This is a genomic window from Sphingobacteriales bacterium, assembly GCA_016706405.1.
Classification (GTDB): domain Bacteria; phylum Bacteroidota; class Bacteroidia; order Chitinophagales; family UBA2359; genus BJ6.
The window spans coordinates 153,209-173,256 of record JADJJT010000001.1 but is presented as its reverse complement, the minus strand read 5'-3'; the positions used below and the strand labels follow the sequence as shown (position 1 = coordinate 173,256).

Genomic DNA, 20,048 nt, shown 5'->3' with positions numbered 1-20,048 from the left:
CTCGTTTTACCTGTTTTTCTTCTTCTTATTCGTCGTCTAAAATATGGTGCAATATGCGCCAGGTATTTTTCTCTATAGTCGAAAAATCTGCATCAGATTCAAATAGCTGTTTTATTTGGGTAAACAACTGCTCGCGACTGCTTTGTGTGGTGTAAAAACGGTTTATATTAAGCTCAATCGTTTCAATATTATCGTAGTCAGATTGAAGGCGGTATAAATTAAGCGCTTTAATACACGCTTCTTCGTTGGTTTGCTCAATAACAAATTGCTGTTCGCGTGCCGAAAACTCAAAGTCGGTGTGGCCAGCATAAACCAATAAAAAGGCCAAAAAATCGGTTTGGTTCCAAGAATCGGGTGCAGTGTGCATAAGGTACAATTGGTAAAATGAAAACAAATGCAATTAATTGCCTACAAAGATATAAAAAAACTGTTTTCCGGATAAAATTATCGCTAAAATAACCCTGAGATTAAGGTTAAGTGCTAAAGTCTTTGGGTTTTAGATTATCCTATCTCCTTCTTGTTGTAGGTTAAAAGTATATTATTTAATTGTTTAAGGTTTCAATAGGCGGCAACTCTACACATGGGTCCCAAAAAATTTGTTTAAAATGACAAACGGTATCATTCTCAATTTTTACACCTTCGCTTTCGAGTAGATTTTGCATGGCCAACGGATGCCCAAAATGCTGTTTACCCGTAAGCACCCCATTTCGATTTACAACTCTGTGTGCCGGAACAGGGTTTGCAATCACAGTATGGGCACTGTTCATAGCCCATCCAACCATACGGCTGCTACCACCCGAAGCAATATACCGCGCAATAGCCCCATAACTTGTTACTTTGCCATAAGGCACGAGGCGGACAACCATATACACTTGGTCAAAAAACGAAGATTTGTGCTGTTTAGAAGTACTATTCATAAGGTAAAAGTACGGTAATTTGCTTTTGGACTAAAAAAATAAACCTTTTTAATGAAACAAATGTTTTATGTAGTCTAAAAATATTGTGCCAGCTTGTAAAACTTAAGCTATATTGCCTTAATTTTGAGTTTGTTAGGGCAAAAAAGCTAATAATTAACTGATTTTGTTATTTTTTTGCCGTTTCGTAACAAAACAAAGCGCGATGCTCGTATTTTTGCAGGTTTTTTTGTGTGATTTAATCTAAAGCCAATTTTTTTTCCAATATCCGGATTGTTGTGAAGATTTAAAGCACATAAGAATTAAATTACATTTTATTCTCAATCTTGAAAGAAATAATTAATGATTCGATATTTTAACTCAGCGATTGGACGTTTGCGTCTGCTTGGATTTTTAGAAGGCTTATCGTTGTTGGTATTATTAGGCGTTGCCATGCCAATTAAATATATATGGCAAAATCCCAAATGGGTGCAAGTGATAGGTTCTATCCATGGCGCCTTAGTAATACTTTTTGTTGTTTACGTGCTGCGTTTTGCAGCCCTTCAAAACTGGTCATTTTTTAAAACAACGATAAAAGTGTTAATTTCGTGCTTTTTGCCCTTTGGCACTTTTTATATTGACAAAACTATTTTTAGCCCAATGCACCATTTAGCTGAAAGTAAAAACCAAAAGTAAAATTTATGAGCTGGTATAAACGCATACAAAAAAATATTTTCACCCGTGCCGAAGAACGCAAAAGTGTTCCCGACAAATCGAGTATAAAATGTGATGGCTGCGGGCAAATTACAATGTACCGCATACAAAAAGCTAACTTGTTTGTTTGCCAGCATTGTGGCTACCACGATAAAATTAGTTCTGACAACTATTTTGAAATACTTTTTGATGAAAAATCGTGCGAGAAAATTATTACCAATTTACAACCTGTAGATTTTTTAGGGTTTAACGATTCAAAACCTTACGCCGAGCGTTTAGTAGCAACCAAACAAAAAACCCAATTAGATGATGCAATGCAAGTAGCCGTTGGCCGAGTTGAAGGGCATGGATTGGTAGTGGCTTGTATGGATTTTGAATTTATTGGCGGCTCAATGGGCTCGGTAGTTGGCGAAAAAATATCGAGGGCAATAGACCATTGCCTTAAAAATAAATTACCTTTGCTAATTATCTCTAAATCGGGGGGCGCGCGCATGATGGAGTCGGCGTTTTCGTTAATGCAAATGGCCAAAACCTCGGCAAAGCTAACCCTGCTTAGCGATGCTAAATTGCCCTATATTTCGTTAATGACAAACCCCACTACCGGCGGTGTATCGGCTTCGTTTGCCATGCTTGGCGATGTTAATATGGCCGAGCCCAAAGCACTAATTGGGTTTGCCGGCCCACGTGTGGTCAAAGAAACAATAAAACGCGATTTGCCCGAAGGTTTTCAAACGGCAGAATTTTTATTAGACCATGGATTTTTAGACATGATAGTTCCCCGAAGTGAGCTTAAAAGCAGAATAGTTAAACTTTTGATGTATTTTAAGAATTAATAATTGTTTCGCAAATGGTTTGCCAATATCTCCATCCGGATAAAACCACTTTTGCCATCTGCTATTTATTAATTTTAACCAAACATATCACTGAAGAAACAAATTATAGTAATTTACTTAACTTTACACCCGTTTCTCCTACTGTTTTATAATAGGTTTTACCTCGTTTAAAAAAAATAATCATACGAAAAAACCAATTTCTTTTAGTCATTAACACGTTTAATTTAATTACAATATACCATGTTGTTCTTTAGAGTTAAAAATTATTGTTTGTTAATGTGTAAGCTGTTAACATTAATGGTGTTATATACAATAGGCAACACTTATAATAACAATATACAAGCCCAAACAAAACAAACCGAGGCCTTGCCCGAGAGCATAATAGGCAAACTTAAAAGCCCACCAACTATTGAAATGACTATTGGCAAGGGTGCCATGATAAAAGGTGTGCAGCCATATTTGCAGGTAAATGTACCCTTAGGTAATATAGAGGAGGTGCTAAGCCAATGGAACGAAGTGTTAGATACCATGGGCGGAAGAACAACCACAAAAAAACACGAATCGGGCAACTACCTATTTGCCGACAACTGCCGGATGCTTAAAGTTAGCGACCACGAATTTGATGTGTACACTACTTTTTCAGACGGGCCTTTAGAAAAAGGAGTTTTTATGCGCATTTATGTTGATTTAGGTGGCGCATTTTTAGAACCAATGGCACATGCCCAGCAATTTAATACTTTTTCAACTTATGTCTTTAATTTTGCCCGGATATCGTCACTTAAAGTAATTAGCGAACGTTTGCACGAGTCGCGCATGGCCTTGTACCGACTTGAACGCGAGCGTAAAAGTATAAAACAAGAACAAGACGAAATGAAAGTTAAAATAGCACAAATTGAAAAGGAACTAAACGAAATGAAAACTAAATTGGAAACGGTTCAAAAGTCGTTAGATAAAAACACTAATGAGGCCGAATCAACTATTATTGATATAGAACAAAATAAAAAAAGTCAAAACGCCATTGAAAAAGCCCCTGTTACACTGCCCGAGCACATGCGCGACACCCCAAAAGATGGCCAACAACAACCAAATAGCGAAAACTACAAAAACCAGCAACAAAAACCTAAAAATAACTAAGCACCAAATAAACCCATCATAATTTTCACCAAATTGCCGTTTGCCGGCCCCCCTTAGGTATTATGCAAATTAGCAACGAATTGTTTTACGACACCCAAATTTACTCCTTAATTTCGAAAGAAGAAGAACGACAAATACGCGGTATTGAACTAATAGCATCAGAAAATTTTATTAGCCCACAAACCCGGAAAGCAATGGGCACGGTGCTAACACATAAATATGCCGAAGGATACCCCGGGCGGCGCTATTACGGTGGTTGCGAAGTAGTTGATGAAATTGAAAATTTAGCTATTGAGCGGGCAAAAACTTTGTTTGGCGCTGCTTACGCCAATGTGCAAGCCCACTCAGGAGCGCAGGCAAATGCAGCCGTTATGTTGGCTTGCCTAAAACCCGGCGATACTATTTTGGGCTTCGACCTTTCGCATGGCGGCCACTTAACGCACGGCTCGGCAGTCAATTTTTCGGGCAAATTATACCGCCCAACATTTTACGGCGTTGAACAAAGTACAGGCCGCGTTGATTTAAACATGGTGGCCGATAAAGCCCGCACCGAAAAGCCGAAACTTATTATTTGTGGCGCCTCGGCCTACTCGCGCGATTGGGATTTCGCCGCTTTCAGAGCTATTGCCGACTCGGTTGGGGCTTTATTAATGGCCGATATTGCCCACCCCGCTGGCCTAATTGCCAAAGGGCTGCTTAGTAACCCGCTGCAATATTGCCATATCATTACCACTACAACACATAAAACCTTGCGCGGCCCGCGCGGTGGCATGATTTTAATGGGGCAAGATTTTGATAACCCTTGGGGGCAAACAACCCCTAAAGGCGAAACCAAACCCATGAGCGCCCTTTTAGATAGTGCTGTTTTTCCCGGAACGCAAGGCGGCCCCCTTGAGCATGTTATTGCCGCAAAAGCCATCGCCTTTGGCGAAGCCCTTACCAACCAGTACGCCCAGTATTGCCAACAGGTAATTAATAACGCCCAAACATTAGCCAGCGAACTGCTAAAGCGCAACTACCATATTGTTTCGGGTGGTACTGATAACCATTTGATGCTAATTGATTTGACCAACAAAAATATATCCGGAAAAAAGGCCGAAATTGCGCTTGGCAAGGCCGATATTACCGTAAATAAAAATATGGTGCCATTTGATGGACGCTCACCCATGATTACCTCCGGAATTAGAATTGGAACCTCGGCCATAACCTCGCGCGGGCTTAAGACAATGCACATGCCTCAAATAGTTGACTGGATTGATACCGCGCTTCAAAATCCGGATGATGAAGCCTTTTTGGCCGATATTAGAAACAATATCAACGACTTTATGGGTAATTTCCCATTATTTAGCTGGTAAAATAATAACCACCGCTTCAATAGTGCCAAATAATTTAATCCGGGTTTAGTTTTTATTTTCATTCCAATAATAAGAGTCGGGGTAAACCCGCGCTCCAAAAATAGCAGTACCCACTCTTATAATGGTGGCTTGTTCTTCTATGGCTATTTCGAGGTCGCCGCTCATACCCATTGACAACTCCTCCATAATTACGCTGGGTATATTTAAGGCAATAATTTGTTGTTGAATATTTTTTAGCAGTTTAAAACATGCGCGCACTTTTTCGGTTTCGGCACTAAATAAACCTATTGTCATTAAACCTTTTATTTTTAGGGTTTCAAATTGGGCTACCTGCTTTACCAACTCAATAACACGGTCGGGGCTGGCTCCAAATTTACTTTTTTCGTTTGATGTATTGACTTGTATTAATACTTCTATGGTTTTGTTTTCAAATTGCAAACGTTGGTGTAGTTTTTCGGCCAGGTCTATGCGGTCAAGCGATTGAATACACGACACGTTGCATTTTAAAACATCTTTAATTTTGTTGGTTTGTAAATGGCCAATGAAATGAGTGGTGTGCGGCGTTTCTTTAAGGGCTTCAAATTTATCTTTAAGCTCCTGCACTTTGTTTTCGGCAATTAATGTTTGCCCGGCGTTTAAGGCAATTTTTATATTTTGGGGCGAAACTGTTTTGGTAGCTAAAAGCAATTTTACCTCGCTGCGATTTCGTCCGGATTTTTGACAGGCAAGCTCAATCCGGTTATTTATTTGATTGATATTGGCAATTATATCGTCCATGTTTTGAGGTTGTGTTCGGGGCAATCAATCCGGAGGTCCTTAACAAACAGTTCGCGGTTTAACAACTTACAAAAATGTTGCTGCTCTTGGTTTTCTGCAGGATGATAATAAGAGCAGGTCGTACACATTCGCTGAATGGTAATGATACCCGACTGATTTAGGTGGTGTATAATATCGAACAAATTTAGCAATAAATTTTCTTTATCGCTTTGGGGCAATTTGTCTATTGGTATCCGGATTTCTTTTGTGAACAGCGAGGTGTTAGAGGCAATTATTTTGCCTTTTGCGGTAAGGTTAATAATATAGCTTCGGGTATCGTGTTGTTCGTATTCTTTGGCTATAAGTTCTTTTTGTTCTAAGGTTTTTATGGTTTCGCTAATGGTGGCTTTGCTCATGTTAAACTCGTCGGCAAGGTAGCTAACTTTTCTTTTTTCGGTGCTGTGGTGCAACAAAAAAATCAAAACCTGCACCTGAATAGGGCTTAACGAAAACGCTATACTTTGTTGCCACAACAAAACCCTAAAAGATTGAGCTATCCTTTCTAAAGAGGCTATAATTTTGCTTTCTATAGTTTGGTTTTGGTGTGTTAAGTCAAAGTCCGACTTTGTCATATCCGGGTTTAATTTTGCACGCTATCTAATTTACTACTATTGTAATTTAAGTGGTTTTTGTTAGCCACAATTTTCCATTTCATAAATAAAGTACCCATTTTCAATAATTTCGGTTTCCCATTGAGGTTTTACTGCTTGAATGTGGCAAAATTTGCATTCTTTTGATGTAAGAGGTTGCCCTTCTTGGTTTTTGGTTTTCAAGTATTCTTTGCCGTAGTTGTAAATAACGGTCGAATCTTCTGTTTCGGCAGGCACAATAATGTCAAAGTGCATAATTGTGCTGTCTTTTTTTGTTACATAGGTGTCCCAAACTGCTACTTTCATTTTGGTAAATTTAATTTTTGGATTTAAATACAATAAACAATTAAAAATGCCCCACAAAGGTAGTTGTCCTAACTTAATGGGGCAAATTTTTTTTAACCTTTTACATCGGCCAAAGAAGCGCCAAAGTTAATATGCAACACATTTCCGTTGGGTGTTACCAAAGCGGGAACTGATTTTACACCTGCTTTTTCTGCTTCGTCTATTCTGCTGCGAGCTTCGCCAATATGTACTATTTCAACGTTGTTAGCGCCAATAAGGGTAATAATATCGTGCTCGGCACTTACGCAAACAGGGCAACCTGCATGATAAAAAACTGATTTTGTCATTATATATTAAATATTAAAGTGGGTTGTGGCAATATTGCCGGTGCAAATATAGTTAGGATGCCTAACAATAACAAATAAAATTTCAAAAAAACTAATTTTTTTTGACAAATGGTGTGTTTTTAACCTATTAGAGCGGCATTTGCTACAAGGACTTGCGTTTATTGCAATAAAGAATACAATTTTTCTAACGGGCGGGCAATAATTGCTTTGCCGTTGGCAACTACAATAGGCCGCTCTATTAATTCGGGGTGTTGTAGCATTATGTCAATCCATTGCTCGTCTGTGTAGGTATGCCCTTCGTATTTTTGTTGAAACAGGGGTTCGTTTGTTCTAATCAATGCCAAGGGTTTATAATTAAGCATGGCCAGTATTTCCAATAGCTCTTCTTTACTTGGTGGATGGTTTAAATAGTCTATTATTTGAGGATTTATGCCTTTTTCGTGTAGCGTATCCAACGTGCTGCAACTTTTGCTACATTGCGGGTTGTGGTAAATTTTTATTTCCGGATCTGTTTCTGTTTTTTGTTTCATTTTTAATATTGTTATCGAGTTTAAAAATTATTGGCCATCTAAATCGTTTAATTTTGTCATTACCCTATTTACCATGGCGTTGCAATAAATTTCGTTAAATGCAAAAATTTCGTTCGCCGAATACGATTTTTCTATTGCGGTTCGCAACATAGCCTTAGCGCGGTTAAGTTGTGTTTTTACATTTGCCTGACTAATATTGAGCAAAGTGGCGGTGTCGGCCACACTTAATTGGTTTATTTCCCGTAAAGAAAATACCATCCGGTAATTTTCCGGAATTGTACCCAAAGCATCTTCAATTATAAAACCTAATTCGCGATTTTGAAATGATTGGTGTCCGTCGTTTTGTGAGTTGTTAAACATAGGAATAGCGGTTTCGTTATAATCGGTTGATAATTCGTTTTTAAAACTATATTTTTGTTTTTTCCGGAAACAATTATTCATCATTATCCGGATTATCCATGTTTTAAAATCGGCACGTCCTTCAAATTGTTTAAGGTTTTTATAAGCATCAACAAAGGTGTCTTGCATTAAATCTTCGGTGTCTTGGTGGTTGTAGTTGTACGAGCGTCCAATTTTATACAAGGTCGGATTAAACCGCCTTACAATAATTTCGTAAAGCGGTTTTTCTCCTTGTAAAATTCGCGAAATTATTTCTATTTCTGTTAATTTGGAATAGGTGTTCATAATTTATTATGCTACAATTTTTGATAATCGAGCCATAGATAAAGCCGCAATAGCCATTACTAAATCTCTTACGGCTACATCTAAGTAGTTAAATCCGGCCAGCAAAGTTAAGGCAATTACGGTAAGCCATGCAGCAACTATGTAGCCGCCAATTTCGGTTTTTATGAGTACTATAATGCCGGCAATTATTTCAATAACACCTACAATCATCATAAATACAGAGGCCGAGAAGGGTAAGATGCTGGCAATAGAAGGGTTAATGTATTGCTCCCAGTTGGTAAGCAAATTGGTAAACTTGTCGGTGCCGGCCACAATGGGCACAATACCAAAAGTATATTTCAATAAGTTGAAGGTTTGGGTTAAAGATGCATTATTCATTTGTAATTATTTTAATTTTTTTTCTGAACGATTATTTATTTTTGTTTGAGCTGGGTTTTGCGAGGTAAAAAAGTATCCGGAGTTTTTCTTTTTTGCAGCGGAAATCCTCCGGATATATAAACGTGAGTAGGTGAATGAGTTAGAACTTATCGGGGAACTGAAGGGCAATTCCTTTTGCCAACAAATCGGCAGTGTCCATCATGTGGTTAAAAGCTTCATCATAGTGGGTTACTGCGTTTGTATAGTCGCTTTTCAGCAAATCAACGGCATAAGTGGTGGTTTGCTCTATATGGTGTTTGGTGGCGTGTTCCATATCGGCTGCCGGCCAGTTTGTTGGGTTGGCAGCGGTTAAAAAGTTGGCAATTTCTTTAGCATTGGCGTACCAATCGGCAAGGGCTTTGTCTAAAGCGGGCTGGTCGTTTGCTTGGGCGGCGGCCAGTACAGGAACGGCCTGTTGAATATGGGTGGTTAACAAGGCAGTTAAAGCATCGCCGGCAGCCTGCCCGTAATAAGGCACAATGGCAGCACCTATATCTTTTTGGTTTTGCAATAGGCGGTCAAGTTGTGCCTGCAACCCACTTTGGTTGTGGTAATAGGCATCAACAGTTGAGTAGGTCCACTTCATGTGGTCGCCCCATAGTTTGCGCATGGCATCTTTTAAAGAATAATAAGCGGGTGTGGTAAGTGGGTCAATGGCTTCTTCTTTTTTGCAACCTTGTAAAAAAATTAACGATACAAATGCAAGAAGTGCAATAAATTTAAAGTGTTTCATGTTGAATTTAAATTATTATTTTTTGTTTTATAAAAATGTATTTGATTTTCCTTATTCGTATAATTTTCTTGTTGATACCCCATTTGAGTAAGTGAAAAACAAAAAGGTTACAAAAAAAGAAAGAAATATTGCCCACGCTTGGGTAAAAGTGTGCTATGATTATATGCTGACCTACCCCAATCCTTTATCCGGATTAACCGAAATACAAAAAGGCAATCTTACTTTATTGCGGTAAACTAAGCTTTGCCGGGTTTGGATTTAAATAATCAGCAAGCAGTTTGGCCACAAAAAACTAAACAAGGGGGCAAATTTGCAACGTTTTGTATTTACATTGCATCCTTGAAAAAAACTAAACCAAACCAAACTTAGTAGTTTTCCGTAATTTTGTTGGCTATTCTGTATTTTATGATATTACTTTTTTGCTCGAAAAAAACAAGCGCAACTGTCGCACATTTAGTTCGCTATATTGCCATTTTTATAATTTTTGGCGGCTGCTTTACCGTTTTAAACCTGCCCGCACAGCCTTTAAAAATTGGGCAATGGCGCTCGCACTTAGCGTACGACTTGGTAAATGCCATTGCCGTTACCAACCAAATGGTATATGCTGGCACGCAAACAGGCTTGTTTAGCTACGACATTAACACCCACGAAATAACAACTTATTCGACCGTTGAAGGCCTTTCAGAAATGAATATTGTTGGCCTGAACTGGCACGAGCCAACTAAAACATTGCTAATTGTTTACGACTCCGGAAATATTGACTTACTGCAAAACAACGCCACTATCCGGAATATTTCTGACATAAAACGCTCGTTCATAGCGCCTCAAAAAAAATTAGCACACGTACACCCCTCGGGCGATTTTGCTTATTTATCGTTTAATTTTGGAATTGTAGTGTTCGATTTGGTAAAACAAGAGTTTAAAGACACCTATGTTTTGTACGATGGCAATATGCCGCTGCCTATTGAAAACGTTGCAACCGGAGGGGGCGAAATTTGGGCGGCTACCGCTAACGGATTTTATAGGGCTAATTTAAACAGCACTAACCTAAGCAATTTTAATGTTTGGCAAACTGTTTACTGCCCTTTAGATACTACTAAAAACCAAACCTCACATTGCGTTACCTTTTCTGACAATTTATTTTGGACAGCCATAGGTAGTAACGTAGTTAGTTACAACCCTAAATTACAACTTTGGGCCAGTCAATACAAATCGAAACAGGGCTACACCATTAAAATAATAAACGCCGACACCACTAACAACCAAATTTACTGGGCCGAGTGGCTGTATAAAGGCAAAGACGTGATAAACCGCCGACTAATTACCCTAAACCCTCAAAACCAGCAAGCAGATACCACTTACCATTGGTTAATGCAACGCCCGGCAAGTTTATACCGCCAACCCGATGGCAATTTTTGGGTGGCCGACAACTGGGCAAGTTTAATATTTGTTACCAAAGATGGCTCGTATGGCAACCGCATTTATCCACCCGGACCCTTAAACAACTCGGTATATGCCGTTTATGCACACAACAAAAACTATTGGACGGTTGGTGGCAGTATTACTTCGGGTTGGAACTACACCTTTAACCCAACGGGCATATTTAGGTATAACAACGGCGCATGGACTGCCTATAACCAAAACTTAACGCCCACCTTACAAAACACCTACGACTATATTTGCGCCGCCTTTGACCCCGCACGCCCTATAGCTTATTTTGGCACTTACGGATGGGGCTTGGTTGAGTGTAATTATGCAAATCCGGATGATATACAGTTTAAAGTAATAACCAATAACGAAGGGAGTACTTTAGAATCTGCCTTGGGCGACCCAAACTCTTTCCGGATATCCGGATTAGACTATGACGCGGCAGGCAATTTATGGGTTACAAATTTTGGCGCCTATAGCATTATCGCCTGTAAAAAAGCAAACGGCAATTGGCAATCGTATCAGTTAGCAGACGATGCCGCCGGCCTTAACAGCGTGTATGGCATGTTGGTTGATGACTACAACCAAAAATGGATGGTTGCCCGCAACAAAGGCCTTATTGTATTTAACCACGGCACAAGCCTTGAAAATACCACAGACGATAACTATGCCGTCCTTACAAATGTGCAAGACCAAGGCAGTTTGCCCTCGGACATAGTTTACTGCATGGCCAAAGATAAAGACGGAGCTATTTGGCTCGGAACGGCATCGGGGGTGGGTGTTATTTACTGCCCTTACGCCGTTATGGAAGGCAAATGCGAAACAGTAAAACCCATTATTGAGGTTGATGGCTACCCCGCCTATTTATTGGAAAACGAAACCGTAACCGCCATTGCCGTTGACGGCGCTAACCGCAAATGGATAGGCAGCGAGCGCGGCTTATTTTTACTAAACGCCGATGGCTCGCAACAAATAGCCCATTACACCACCGATAATAGTCCGCTACCCTCAAATTATGTCTTTTCAATTGCCATTGAGCCAAATTCGGGCGAGGTAATTATTGCTACCGACAAAGGCATTATATCTTTTAAAAGTGATGCCACTGAGGGCGCCATAAACCCCGGTGGTGTGTTGGTTTACCCTAATCCGGTGAGGCCCCAATACATAGGCCCCATAGCCATTAATGGGCTGTCGGCCAATGCCAATGTAAAAATAACCGATGTAAATGGCCAATTAGTTTATGAAACTTACGCACTTGGCACGCAAGCTGTTTGGTATGCCACCGACTACCAAGGCCGGCGCGTTAAAAGTGGTATTTATTTAGTTTTTAGCGTGGATGCCACCGGCCAACAAACCCAAGTAGCCAAAATAGCTGTTATTAGTTAGTTGGCTCGTTTTCGGTTTCTTTGCTTTTATTTTTGTTGTCATTAATTTTGCCCGAACTTGTTTTTTTGTATCCGTAAGGGCAATGCCGGCAGCCATTTTTACAACAATAATTGCGTTCGGTTAAGTATAGTTCGGTAAATGTAAGTAAGCCCGTTTCTTTGTCAATATAGTAATGTATATTTTCAATAAGTTTAGGCAGGTTCATTTTTAAATATTGTAGCAAATAATTAATTAAAATCCGGCATTTTTCCGGTGTAGTTAAAAGGCGAAATTTCGAGAAGTTCGTGTTTAATTTTTTCGGGAACTTGTAATTCTGCTATAAAATCAATAATAGTTTGTTGGGTAATTTGTTCATTTTTGCGCGTTAAATTTTTTAATGCTTCGTAGGGTTCAGGGAAGGCTTCGCGGCGCAAAATAGTTTGGATGGCTTCGGCTACCACGCTCCAGTGGTTCGCTAAGTCGTGGTTTAGGGCAGTTTGGTTAAGCATAAGTTTGTTTAAGCCTTTAAGTGCGTTGGCATAAGCTAAATGGCTTTGTGCTATAGGTACGCCTAAATTGCGCAATACGGTACTATCGGTAAGGTCGCGTTGCAACCTTGAAATTGGCAGTTTTGCGCTTAGGTGTTCTAATAATGCGTTGGCTATACCCAAATTGCCCTCGGCGTTTTCAAAATCAATGGGGTTTACCTTATGCGGCATAGCCGACGAGCCAATTTCTCCGGATTTAATTTGCTGTTTAAAATAGTCCATCGAAATATAGGTCCAAACATCGCGGCAAAGGTCAATAGTAATCGTATTAATGCGCTTTAAAGCATCGCAAAAGGCTGCCAAATTATCGTAGGGTTCAATTTGGGTTGTTAATGGGGTGCGCGTTAAGCCCAAGGATTGCAGCAAATTGTGAGCAAAATCATGCCAGTTAATAATCGGAAAAGCCACATAATGCGCATTAAAATTGCCCACCGCGCCGCCAAATTTAGCGGTGTAGGGTATGGCTAACAGCATTTTTTTTTGTTGTTGCAGGCGTTGCTCAAATACTAAAATTTCTTTACCCAGCAAGGTTGGCGAGGCGGGCTGCCCATGTGTGCGCGACAACATTGGAATATTAGCCCATGTTTGCCCAAGTGTTTGCAGTTTTTCAATTAGGGTGTTTAATTGCGGCAATAATAGCTGCGTTATGGCGTGTTGCAACAAAAGTGGTGTTGCCGTATTATTAATATCTTGCGAGGTAAGCCCAAAATGCACCCACTCGACCCATTTTTCTAAGCCTAATTGGGTAAGTTTTTGTTTTAAAAAATACTCAACGGCTTTTACATCATGGTTTGTCGTTTTTTCTATTTGTTTGATAGCCAATGCGTCTTCGATAGTAAAAGAAGTATAAATTTGAGTTAGTTGCTCGCAGGCATTATCCGGAAAACCCTGTAACTGCGGTAACGGTATCCGGATAAGGGCTTGCAAATAAGCAATTTCAACCCAAACGCGATATTTAATAAGGCCAAACTCCGAAAAAAACGCAGCATAAGGCGTTAATTGACGGCGGTAGCGGCCATCTAAAGGCGAAATGGCAGTAAGCTCGGTTAATAACATGGCACAAATTTAAGGCTTTATGTGGGTAAAACCCTATTGAAAGATTTTTTTATACAGCTAACTATTGCTATGAAGTAATTCAGGTTGGCAGAAATATTGCTTTTAAGGTGGGCACTCAAGAATAAACATTAGCGAAAAACAACCTATCTTTGCCCGTAAAATACTATGTTTCAATCATTTGAAAAAGCTATGGATACCGTTAGCCAATTAGCTACACAATACGGTTTTAGAATTTTAGGTGGCTTTGCCCTTTTATTAATAGGTTGGCTTGTCATTAGTTTTATCCGGAAGGGATTAATTCATGTCCTTAACAGAAGCAAATTAGAGGTTACGCTAAAACCTATAATTACTTCAATTACAACTATATTGTTAAAAATATTGTTGTTTTTGGCCGTAGCTTCTACAATGGGTATAGAAACAACCTCGTTTTTAGCCGTATTGGCCTCGGCGGGTTTAGCGGTAGGTTTGGCTTTACAAGGCAGCCTATCGAACTTAGCTGGTGGTTTTTTATTGCTGATTTTTAGGCCAATTAAAGTGGGCGACTACATTAAAGCCCAAAGTCAAGAGGGGTTTGTAAAAGAAATTCAGCTATTGGTAACCATACTTGAAACAAACGACAAGGCAACCATTTACATACCAAACGGCGAACTGGCTAATAATAACATGATAAATTACAGTCATTTTGGCACTTTGCGCTTACAACTGCCCATTAATTTAGCACTTGGAGTTGATTTTGAAAAAGCGCGCCAAATACTACTACAAGTAATGGATAAAAACTCGTTGGTTTATAAAGACCCGCCGCCCCAGGTAGTGGTTATTCGAATAAGTAGCGGCGAGGTAAACTTGGTTATGCGCCCCTGGATTTTACCGGCTACAAGCTCGACGGTTACAACCGATTTGTACGAAGCAGCTTATATTGCCCTTACTGAGGCCGGTATTGATTTTGCCGATTCGAGTAAAATGTTATTGATAGACAAAAACATAATCTAAATGATTGGAAGGCAAACTTGAAAATAATTTTTGCCAATAGTATCCGGATGATTTAAAAAATGAATAGTAAGGAAGCATCCTATATGAGTGCCGGTAAATTTTATCCTATCAACCTGCTAAATACCCCCAAAATCGTTGTAATTTTGCGGCTTGTTTTGTTTTAACTTGTTTCTATTTATTTGTTGCGCTGCCAACTATTTTAAACAAATCTATTAATTAGTAAAGTTATGAGCCTTAAAACCGGCCCCATTTGCCAATTCATGCAAACGCATTATTTGCATTTTAACGCTGCCGCCACCGTTGATGCCGCAAAAGCCTACGAAACCCATTTAGAAAAAGGCGGTAAAATGATGATTACCTTAGCCGGGGCAATGTCAACAGCCGAGTTAGGCAAATCGCTGGCCGAAATGATACGCCAAGACAAAGTACAGATTATAAGCTGTACCGGGGCCAACTTAGAAGAAGATTTAATGAACCTTGTAGCCCATAATCATTATAAACGTGTGCCTAACTACCGCGACCTTAGCCCCCAAGACGAATGGGAATTGTTAGAGCACGGCTTTAACCGCGTTACCGACACCTGCATACCCGAAGAAGAAGCCTTCAGGCGGCTTCAAAAACATATTTACCAACTTTGGAAAGATGCCGACAACAAAGGCGAACGTTACCTTCCGCACGAGTTTATGTATAAAATGCTGTTAAGCGGTGTTTTAGAGCAATACTATCAAATTGACCCGCGCAACTCGTGGATGTTGGCCGCAGCCGAAAAAAACCTGCCCATCATTGTTCCCGGATGGGAAGACAGCACAATGGGCAATATATTTGCAAGCTATTGCATTAAAAAAGATATTAAACCAACTACCATGCGCAGCGGTATTGAGTATATGACTTGGCTGGCCGATTGGTACGTTAAAAACAGCGGCGGGCAAGGCGTGGGCTTTTTTCAAATTGGGGGCGGTATTGCCGGCGATTTTCCTATTTGTGTGGTGCCCATGTTATACCAAGATATGGAAATGGAAGACATTCCGTTTTGGAGCTATTTTTGCCAAATAAGCGACTCGACAACCAGCTACGGCTCGTATTCGGGGGCTGTACCCAACGAAAAAATTACCTGGGGCAAACTCGATATTAATACCCCAAAATTTATTGTTGAAAGCGATGCTACCATTGTTGCGCCGCTCATCTTTGCATGGCTGCTAAATTGGTAGGCAGCATGTAAACTGCCCTAACATTAATGGTGGGTTAGGCAATGATAAGCCCTGCCAGCTATTTGCATCATAATTTTTTATCCGGATTTGTTTTTTAGCTCCGGAAACCATTTAATTAACACCTTATTTATCCGGAAATCCGGACAAAACGGCCTTCACAGTTCAATGCTAAGGCCACCTACTACTACAACCCCAGCTACAAATTAAATTATGTCGTCCTCACCATCAAATATTATTGCTGCCGAGCTACAAAAGCGGCGTACTTTTGCCATTATTAGTCACCCCGATGCCGGAAAAACAACACTTACCGAAAAATTGCTGCTGTATGGGGGGGCAATTCAAATTGCAGGCGCGGTAAAATCGAATAAAATTAAAAAAACCGCTACCAGCGATTTTATGGAAATTGAAAAACAACGCGGTATTTCGGTAGCAACCTCAGTAATGGCATTTGAATACAACGACCTTCAAATTAATATTTTAGATACCCCCGGCCACAAAGATTTTGCCGAAGATACCTACCGCACCCTAAGCGCCGTAGATAGTGTAATTTTGGTTATTGACTGCGTAAAAGGCGTTGAAGAGCAAACAGAACGCCTAATGGAGGTTTGCCGGATGCGCCATACGCCGGTAATTATTTTTATCAATAAACTTGACCGCGAAGGCCGCGACCCTTTTGACCTTTTAGACGAATTAGAAACCAAATTAAAAATTAGAGTGCGCCCTTTAAGTTGGCCCATTGGCATAGGCCAGCGATTTAAAGGGGTTTACAATTTGTTTAACCAGTCGTTATTGCTGTTTAGGCCCAGCTCGCAGCGTGTAGAAGACGACCTTTTAACCACCACCAATATTAACGACCCCCAAATTGACAAAGCCATAGGTAAACCCGATGCTCAGGTGCTTAGAGATGAAACCGATATTATAACCTCGGTTTACGATGCGTTTAATGTAGAAGCCTACCAATCTGGAAATTTAGCACCTGTATTTTTTGGCAGCGCTGTAAACAATTTTGGCGTGCGCGAGCTATTAGATACCTTTACCCAAATTGCTCCCTGGCCAACGCCGCGCCCTACCACACAAGGCACAGTTAACCCCAGCGATGCAGAATTTAGCGGCTTTATTTTTAAAATACATGCCAACCTCGACCCGCGCCACCGCGACCGCATAGCCTTTATGCGTGTATGCTCGGGTAAGTTTGAGCGCAACACGTTTTACTACCACGTGCGCCTGGGCAAAGAGGTGCGTTTTAGCAACCCTACCAGCTTTATGGCACAAAAAAAGAATATTATTGACGAGGCTTTTCCGGGCGATGTAGTGGGTTTGTACGACTCGGGGAATTTTAAAATTGGCGACACTTTAACCGAAGGCGATAAATTTTTATTTCAGGGCATCCCAAGTTTTTCTCCGGAAATTTTCCGCGAACTTATCAACGCCGACCCCATGAAAACCAAACAGTTAGACAAAGGTATTGAACAACTTACCGACGAGGGCGTAGCCCAACTGTTTACCCAAAAACAATTTGGCAATAAACGCATTGTAGGCACTGTTGGCGAATTGCAGTTTGATGTAATTCAATATCGCTTAGAGTTTGAGTACAAAGCCCTTTGCCGCTTTGTGCCCGTTGAATTTTATAAGGCTTGTTGGCTTACCTGCGACGACCCCGAAAAATTAGATGCTTTTGTACAACGTAAAATCCGCAATATTGCCACCGATAAAGACAATAACTGGGTATATTTAGCACCATCGCCTTGGATGCTGCAAAACGAGCAAGAAAACAATCCGGATATTGTTTTTCATACAACCAGCGAGTTTAAACGGCAAATGTCTCTTTAATTGGACAGCCAGCCCCTTGTTAAGCTATGTTTTTTCCATAAACCTCAAATCTCTTCGAGATTGTTAGGTTTGTGAAAAACATTATACGTTTAGTTTATAACCTACTCCTGCTGCTGTTTTAATAAGTTTTTCGCCTAATTTTTCGCGCAGTTTTCGAATATGCACATCAATGGTACGGTCGGTTACAATGACCTCGCTACCCCAAATTTTTTGCAATATTTCGTGCCTTGTAAATACTTTTCCGGGTTTTGTTGCTAATAAGTACAACAAATCGAACTCTTTTTTAGGCAATTCAAAGGTGGTATTGTTTTGAATTACAACAAAACGCTCGCGGTTAATTTCCAATCCGGAAAAATAAATAGTAGCAGACTCGTTATTTGCCTCTGACTGATTAGTAGCATTATTTTTGTTAGCTGTTGCGGCAGTATTCTTCTGGTCTAGTCGGCGCAATATTGATTTTATTTTGCTAAGTAATAATCCGGGTTTAATTGGTTTATTAATAAAGTCGTCTCCGCCTGTGTCAAGTGCCATAACTTGCGTAAATTCTTCATTTCGGGCTGTTAGAAACACAATAAGGGTATTTTCAAAATCAGGCAATTTGCGCAGGGCAGCGCAAGTTTGAATGCCATCTAATTCGGGCATCATAATATCTAATAATATTAAATGAGGCTTGAAAATAGGTGCGATGGTTAAAACTTCGTTTCCGTTATTTGCGGTAGCAAGCTTGTAGCCCTCTTTGCGAAGATTATAGCCAATAAATTCAAGCGTATCGGGCTCGTCGTCGGCAATAAGTATGTTTATTTGTTGCGGGTTCACTAAACAATTTAAATATGGCTAAGGTAAATTTTATGTAAAGGTAGGGCAGCAACTTAACTAAAACGTTAGGCAAATGTTAAACTAATATTAAATTTTGTTTAGTGTTTACACAAATGGTATTTTGGTAACAACGGCAGCTATTGGTTTTTGTCGGATATCGATATAAATTGTGGTTCCGGTTTTAGCATACTGGGTAGCTACATAACCTAAGGCAATTGATTTTTTAAGCAGGGGCGATTGGGTTCCGGAGGTAACCTCGCCAATAATTTCGCCTTGTTCGTTAATAATGGGGTAGCCGTGGCGGGCAACACCTTTATCGGTAAGCTCAATGCCCACTAATTTACGGCTAAGGCCGGCTGCTTTTTGGGCTTGCAATAAACCTTTCGACAAAAAGTCGGTGGGCTTATTAAGTTGTACCACCCAGCCCAAACCGGCTTCAAGGGGCGAGGTAGTATCGTTAATATCGTTGCCGTACAAGCAGTAGCCTTTTTCTAATCGTAAGGTATCGCGGGCACCTAATCCGGCCAATTGTAAGCCATTGGGCTGGCCTGCTTGTAAAATAGCGTTCCAAACAAGCTCGGCGTGTTCGTTATCAAAATAAATTTCGAAGCCGCCGGCGCCTGTATAACCCGTTGCTGACACCAAAACATTATCAATTCCGGCAAATTTACCTTTTTTAAACGTGTAATACTCCATATTGGCAAGGTCAATATCGGTTAGTCCTTGCAATGTTTGGGCAGCCAAAGGGCCTTGCACGGCCAGCAAAGCGGTTCTGTTGCTAATATCAATCATTTCAACGCCTTGGTCGGGGCAGTGTTTTAGCAGCCAATCCCAGTCTTTTTGCCGGTTCGAGGCATTTACTACCAACATATAGCTATTAGGTTGCAAATTATACACCAGCATATCGTCAACAATTCCGTTTTGGTCGTTCATTAAACACGAGTATTGTATTTTTCCCTCGTAAAGTTTAGATACATCATTGCTGCTTACATATTGCAAAAAGGCTTGGGCATTGGGGCCTCGCACAATAAACTCGGCCATGTGCGACACATCGAACATGCCTACACGCTGGCGCACGCAAAGATGCTCGTCTGTAATACCAGTATATTGAATAGGCATATTGTAGCCGGCAAACTCGGCCATTTTAGCGCCAAGTGCTATATGTAGATGGGTAAACGGGGTGGTGTACATGTATATAAAATAAAGTAAATGGAATAAATGACAATAAGCAGTTAAAAATGAAACAAGTAAGATTTAGTTTTTTCTGGAGGTAAGGAAACCGTTGGGCAAACGATTTATTTTGCTTTTTTCTTCCGGAATAAATTTAACAAAATCGGCAGCGTCAAAAATTTGTTTGTTGGCTTATTTGTTTGAAGCCACAAAATTAGGCATTTTTTATGGTTGCAGCATAACGGCTAAAAAATGTTCAAAAAAGAAAAGAGGCTATCCTTTTGGGGCAGCCTCTTCTTTTTCTTC

23 protein-coding genes are annotated in these 20,048 nt (G+C 40.2%); 9 read left to right on the top strand and 14 right to left on the bottom strand.

Translation table 11 applies throughout. The features are described from left to right. Positions 1-25: 25 nt before the first annotated feature. Positions 26-367, bottom strand: a complete 342-nt coding sequence (locus IPI59_00790; GenBank protein MBK7526108.1) for a hypothetical protein — start codon at positions 365-367, stop codon at positions 26-28. Between the two features lie 175 nt (positions 368-542). Further along, the gene (locus tag IPI59_00785; protein ID MBK7526107.1) at positions 543-917 is read right to left on the bottom strand and encodes an MGMT family protein; all 375 of its coding nucleotides are present in this window, start codon (positions 915-917) and stop codon (positions 543-545) included. A 339-nt stretch (positions 918-1,256) separates the two neighbouring features. Between IPI59_00785 and IPI59_00780 the strand changes: the two genes are divergently transcribed. The 4 genes from IPI59_00780 (at position 1,257) to IPI59_00765 (ending at position 4,929) form a co-directional block, all read left to right on the top strand. After that, positions 1,257-1,589 carry a DUF3817 domain-containing protein gene (locus IPI59_00780; GenBank protein ID MBK7526106.1) on the top strand — a complete coding sequence of 111 codons (333 nt, stop codon included), beginning with the start codon at positions 1,257-1,259 and terminating at the stop codon, positions 1,587-1,589. Between the two features lie 5 nt (positions 1,590-1,594). Continuing rightward, a complete protein-coding gene (locus IPI59_00775) occupies positions 1,595-2,440 on the top strand; it encodes an acetyl-CoA carboxylase carboxyltransferase subunit beta (GenBank protein ID MBK7526105.1) in 846 nt (281 codons plus the stop codon). A 297-nt stretch (positions 2,441-2,737) separates the two neighbouring features. Continuing rightward, positions 2,738-3,574, top strand: a complete 837-nt coding sequence (locus IPI59_00770) for a hypothetical protein (GenBank protein ID MBK7526104.1) — start codon at positions 2,738-2,740, stop codon at positions 3,572-3,574. 62 nt (positions 3,575-3,636) lie between these two features. Further along, entirely contained in the window at positions 3,637-4,929 is a 1,293-nt protein-coding gene (locus tag IPI59_00765; protein ID MBK7526103.1) for a serine hydroxymethyltransferase, read from the top strand. Between the two features lie 45 nt (positions 4,930-4,974). On the opposite strand, the gene IPI59_00760 is transcribed toward IPI59_00765, so the two are convergent. The 8 genes from IPI59_00760 to IPI59_00725 form a co-directional block, all read right to left on the bottom strand. Beyond that, a complete protein-coding gene (locus IPI59_00760; protein ID MBK7526102.1) occupies positions 4,975-5,706 on the bottom strand; it encodes a YggS family pyridoxal phosphate-dependent enzyme in 732 nt (243 codons plus the stop codon). After that, positions 5,694-6,317: a winged helix-turn-helix transcriptional regulator gene (locus tag IPI59_00755; GenBank protein ID MBK7526101.1), complete on the bottom strand. Its 624-nt coding sequence runs from the start codon at positions 6,315-6,317 to the stop codon at positions 5,694-5,696. The genes IPI59_00760 and IPI59_00755 overlap by 13 nt, the downstream gene beginning before the upstream one ends. Before the next feature lie 60 nt (positions 6,318-6,377). Then, positions 6,378-6,641, bottom strand: a complete 264-nt coding sequence (locus IPI59_00750) for a DUF2024 family protein (protein MBK7526100.1) — start codon at positions 6,639-6,641, stop codon at positions 6,378-6,380. Positions 6,642-6,733: 92 nt separating this feature from the next. Beyond that, entirely contained in the window at positions 6,734-6,967 is a 234-nt protein-coding gene (locus tag IPI59_00745) for a thioredoxin family protein (GenBank protein ID MBK7526099.1), read from the bottom strand. A gap of 158 nt (positions 6,968-7,125) precedes the next feature. Next, on the bottom strand, positions 7,126-7,497 hold the full coding sequence (gene arsC, locus IPI59_00740) for an arsenate reductase (glutaredoxin) (GenBank protein ID MBK7526098.1): 372 nt from the start codon (positions 7,495-7,497) through the stop codon (positions 7,126-7,128). Between the two features lie 27 nt (positions 7,498-7,524). Continuing rightward, positions 7,525-8,181 (bottom strand): sigma-70 family RNA polymerase sigma factor, encoded by a 657-nt coding sequence (locus IPI59_00735; GenBank protein MBK7526097.1) that lies wholly within the window; start codon positions 8,179-8,181, stop codon positions 7,525-7,527. A gap of 6 nt (positions 8,182-8,187) precedes the next feature. Continuing rightward, entirely contained in the window at positions 8,188-8,559 is a 372-nt protein-coding gene (locus IPI59_00730; protein ID MBK7526096.1) for a hypothetical protein, read from the bottom strand. Positions 8,560-8,698: 139 nt separating this feature from the next. Then, positions 8,699-9,331, bottom strand: coding sequence for a hypothetical protein (locus tag IPI59_00725; GenBank protein MBK7526095.1), 633 nt, complete (start codon positions 9,329-9,331; stop codon positions 8,699-8,701). Between the two features lie 91 nt (positions 9,332-9,422). Between IPI59_00725 and IPI59_00720 the strand changes: the two genes are divergently transcribed. Together IPI59_00720 and IPI59_00715 are read left to right on the top strand one after the other, a co-directional pair. Next, entirely contained in the window at positions 9,423-9,566 is a 144-nt protein-coding gene (locus IPI59_00720) for a hypothetical protein (protein MBK7526094.1), read from the top strand. Positions 9,567-9,736: 170 nt separating this feature from the next. Beyond that, positions 9,737-12,145 carry a hypothetical protein gene (locus IPI59_00715; GenBank protein ID MBK7526093.1) on the top strand — a complete coding sequence of 803 codons (2,409 nt, stop codon included), beginning with the start codon at positions 9,737-9,739 and terminating at the stop codon, positions 12,143-12,145. Here the strand turns inward: IPI59_00715 and IPI59_00710 are convergent. Beyond that, positions 12,138-12,350: a hypothetical protein gene (locus tag IPI59_00710; GenBank protein ID MBK7526092.1), complete on the bottom strand. Its 213-nt coding sequence runs from the start codon at positions 12,348-12,350 to the stop codon at positions 12,138-12,140. The genes IPI59_00715 and IPI59_00710 overlap by 8 nt on opposite strands. 22 nt (positions 12,351-12,372) lie before the next feature. After that, complete coding sequence (gene purB / locus IPI59_00705; GenBank protein MBK7526091.1) at positions 12,373-13,728, bottom strand: adenylosuccinate lyase; 1,356 nt, start codon at positions 13,726-13,728, stop codon at positions 12,373-12,375. A gap of 165 nt (positions 13,729-13,893) precedes the next feature. On the opposite strand from purB, the gene IPI59_00700 reads away from it, so the two are divergent. The 3 genes from IPI59_00700 (at position 13,894) to IPI59_00690 (ending at position 17,756) form a co-directional block, all read left to right on the top strand. Beyond that, positions 13,894-14,718: a mechanosensitive ion channel family protein gene (locus IPI59_00700; GenBank protein ID MBK7526090.1), complete on the top strand. Its 825-nt coding sequence runs from the start codon at positions 13,894-13,896 to the stop codon at positions 14,716-14,718. 227 nt (positions 14,719-14,945) lie between these two features. After that, entirely contained in the window at positions 14,946-15,926 is a 981-nt protein-coding gene (locus IPI59_00695) for a deoxyhypusine synthase family protein (GenBank protein MBK7526089.1), read from the top strand. Between the two features lie 210 nt (positions 15,927-16,136). Further along, on the top strand, positions 16,137-17,756 hold the full coding sequence (locus IPI59_00690) for a peptide chain release factor 3 (GenBank protein ID MBK7526088.1): 1,620 nt from the start codon (positions 16,137-16,139) through the stop codon (positions 17,754-17,756). Positions 17,757-17,837: 81 nt separating this feature from the next. Here IPI59_00690 and IPI59_00685 read toward each other — a convergent pair whose 3' ends face one another. Next, positions 17,838-18,572 carry a response regulator transcription factor gene (locus IPI59_00685; protein ID MBK7526087.1) on the bottom strand — a complete coding sequence of 245 codons (735 nt, stop codon included), beginning with the start codon at positions 18,570-18,572 and terminating at the stop codon, positions 17,838-17,840. 105 nt (positions 18,573-18,677) lie between these two features. Further along, entirely contained in the window at positions 18,678-19,763 is a 1,086-nt protein-coding gene (gcvT, locus tag IPI59_00680; protein MBK7526086.1) for a glycine cleavage system aminomethyltransferase GcvT, read from the bottom strand. Positions 19,764-20,048: the final 285 nt, after the last annotated feature.

Coding starts and splice junctions, on each gene's coding strand:
- IPI59_00790 (MBK7526108.1), bottom strand. CDS start 367: ATGCACACTGCACCCGATTCTTGGAACCAAACCGATTTTTTGGCCTTT.
- IPI59_00785 (MBK7526107.1), bottom strand. CDS start 917: ATGAATAGTACTTCTAAACAGCACAAATCTTCGTTTTTTGACCAAGTG.
- IPI59_00780 (MBK7526106.1), top strand. CDS start 1,257: ATGATTCGATATTTTAACTCAGCGATTGGACGTTTGCGTCTGCTTGGA.
- IPI59_00775 (MBK7526105.1), top strand. CDS start 1,595: ATGAGCTGGTATAAACGCATACAAAAAAATATTTTCACCCGTGCCGAA.
- IPI59_00770 (MBK7526104.1), top strand. CDS start 2,738: ATGGTGTTATATACAATAGGCAACACTTATAATAACAATATACAAGCC.
- IPI59_00765 (MBK7526103.1), top strand. CDS start 3,637: ATGCAAATTAGCAACGAATTGTTTTACGACACCCAAATTTACTCCTTA.
- IPI59_00760 (MBK7526102.1), bottom strand. CDS start 5,706: ATGGACGATATAATTGCCAATATCAATCAAATAAATAACCGGATTGAG.
- IPI59_00755 (MBK7526101.1), bottom strand. CDS start 6,317: ATGACAAAGTCGGACTTTGACTTAACACACCAAAACCAAACTATAGAA.
- IPI59_00750 (MBK7526100.1), bottom strand. CDS start 6,641: ATGAAAGTAGCAGTTTGGGACACCTATGTAACAAAAAAAGACAGCACA.
- IPI59_00745 (MBK7526099.1), bottom strand. CDS start 6,967: ATGACAAAATCAGTTTTTTATCATGCAGGTTGCCCTGTTTGCGTAAGT.
- arsC (MBK7526098.1), bottom strand. CDS start 7,497: ATGAAACAAAAAACAGAAACAGATCCGGAAATAAAAATTTACCACAAC.
- IPI59_00735 (MBK7526097.1), bottom strand. CDS start 8,181: ATGAACACCTATTCCAAATTAACAGAAATAGAAATAATTTCGCGAATT.
- IPI59_00730 (MBK7526096.1), bottom strand. CDS start 8,559: ATGAATAATGCATCTTTAACCCAAACCTTCAACTTATTGAAATATACT.
- IPI59_00725 (MBK7526095.1), bottom strand. CDS start 9,331: ATGAAACACTTTAAATTTATTGCACTTCTTGCATTTGTATCGTTAATT.
- IPI59_00715 (MBK7526093.1), top strand. CDS start 9,737: ATGATATTACTTTTTTGCTCGAAAAAAACAAGCGCAACTGTCGCACAT.
- IPI59_00710 (MBK7526092.1), bottom strand. CDS start 12,350: ATGAACCTGCCTAAACTTATTGAAAATATACATTACTATATTGACAAA.
- purB (MBK7526091.1), bottom strand. CDS start 13,728: ATGTTATTAACCGAGCTTACTGCCATTTCGCCTTTAGATGGCCGCTAC.
- IPI59_00700 (MBK7526090.1), top strand. CDS start 13,894: ATGTTTCAATCATTTGAAAAAGCTATGGATACCGTTAGCCAATTAGCT.
- IPI59_00695 (MBK7526089.1), top strand. CDS start 14,946: ATGAGCCTTAAAACCGGCCCCATTTGCCAATTCATGCAAACGCATTAT.
- IPI59_00690 (MBK7526088.1), top strand. CDS start 16,137: ATGTCGTCCTCACCATCAAATATTATTGCTGCCGAGCTACAAAAGCGG.
- gcvT (MBK7526086.1), bottom strand. CDS start 19,763: ATGTACACCACCCCGTTTACCCATCTACATATAGCACTTGGCGCTAAA.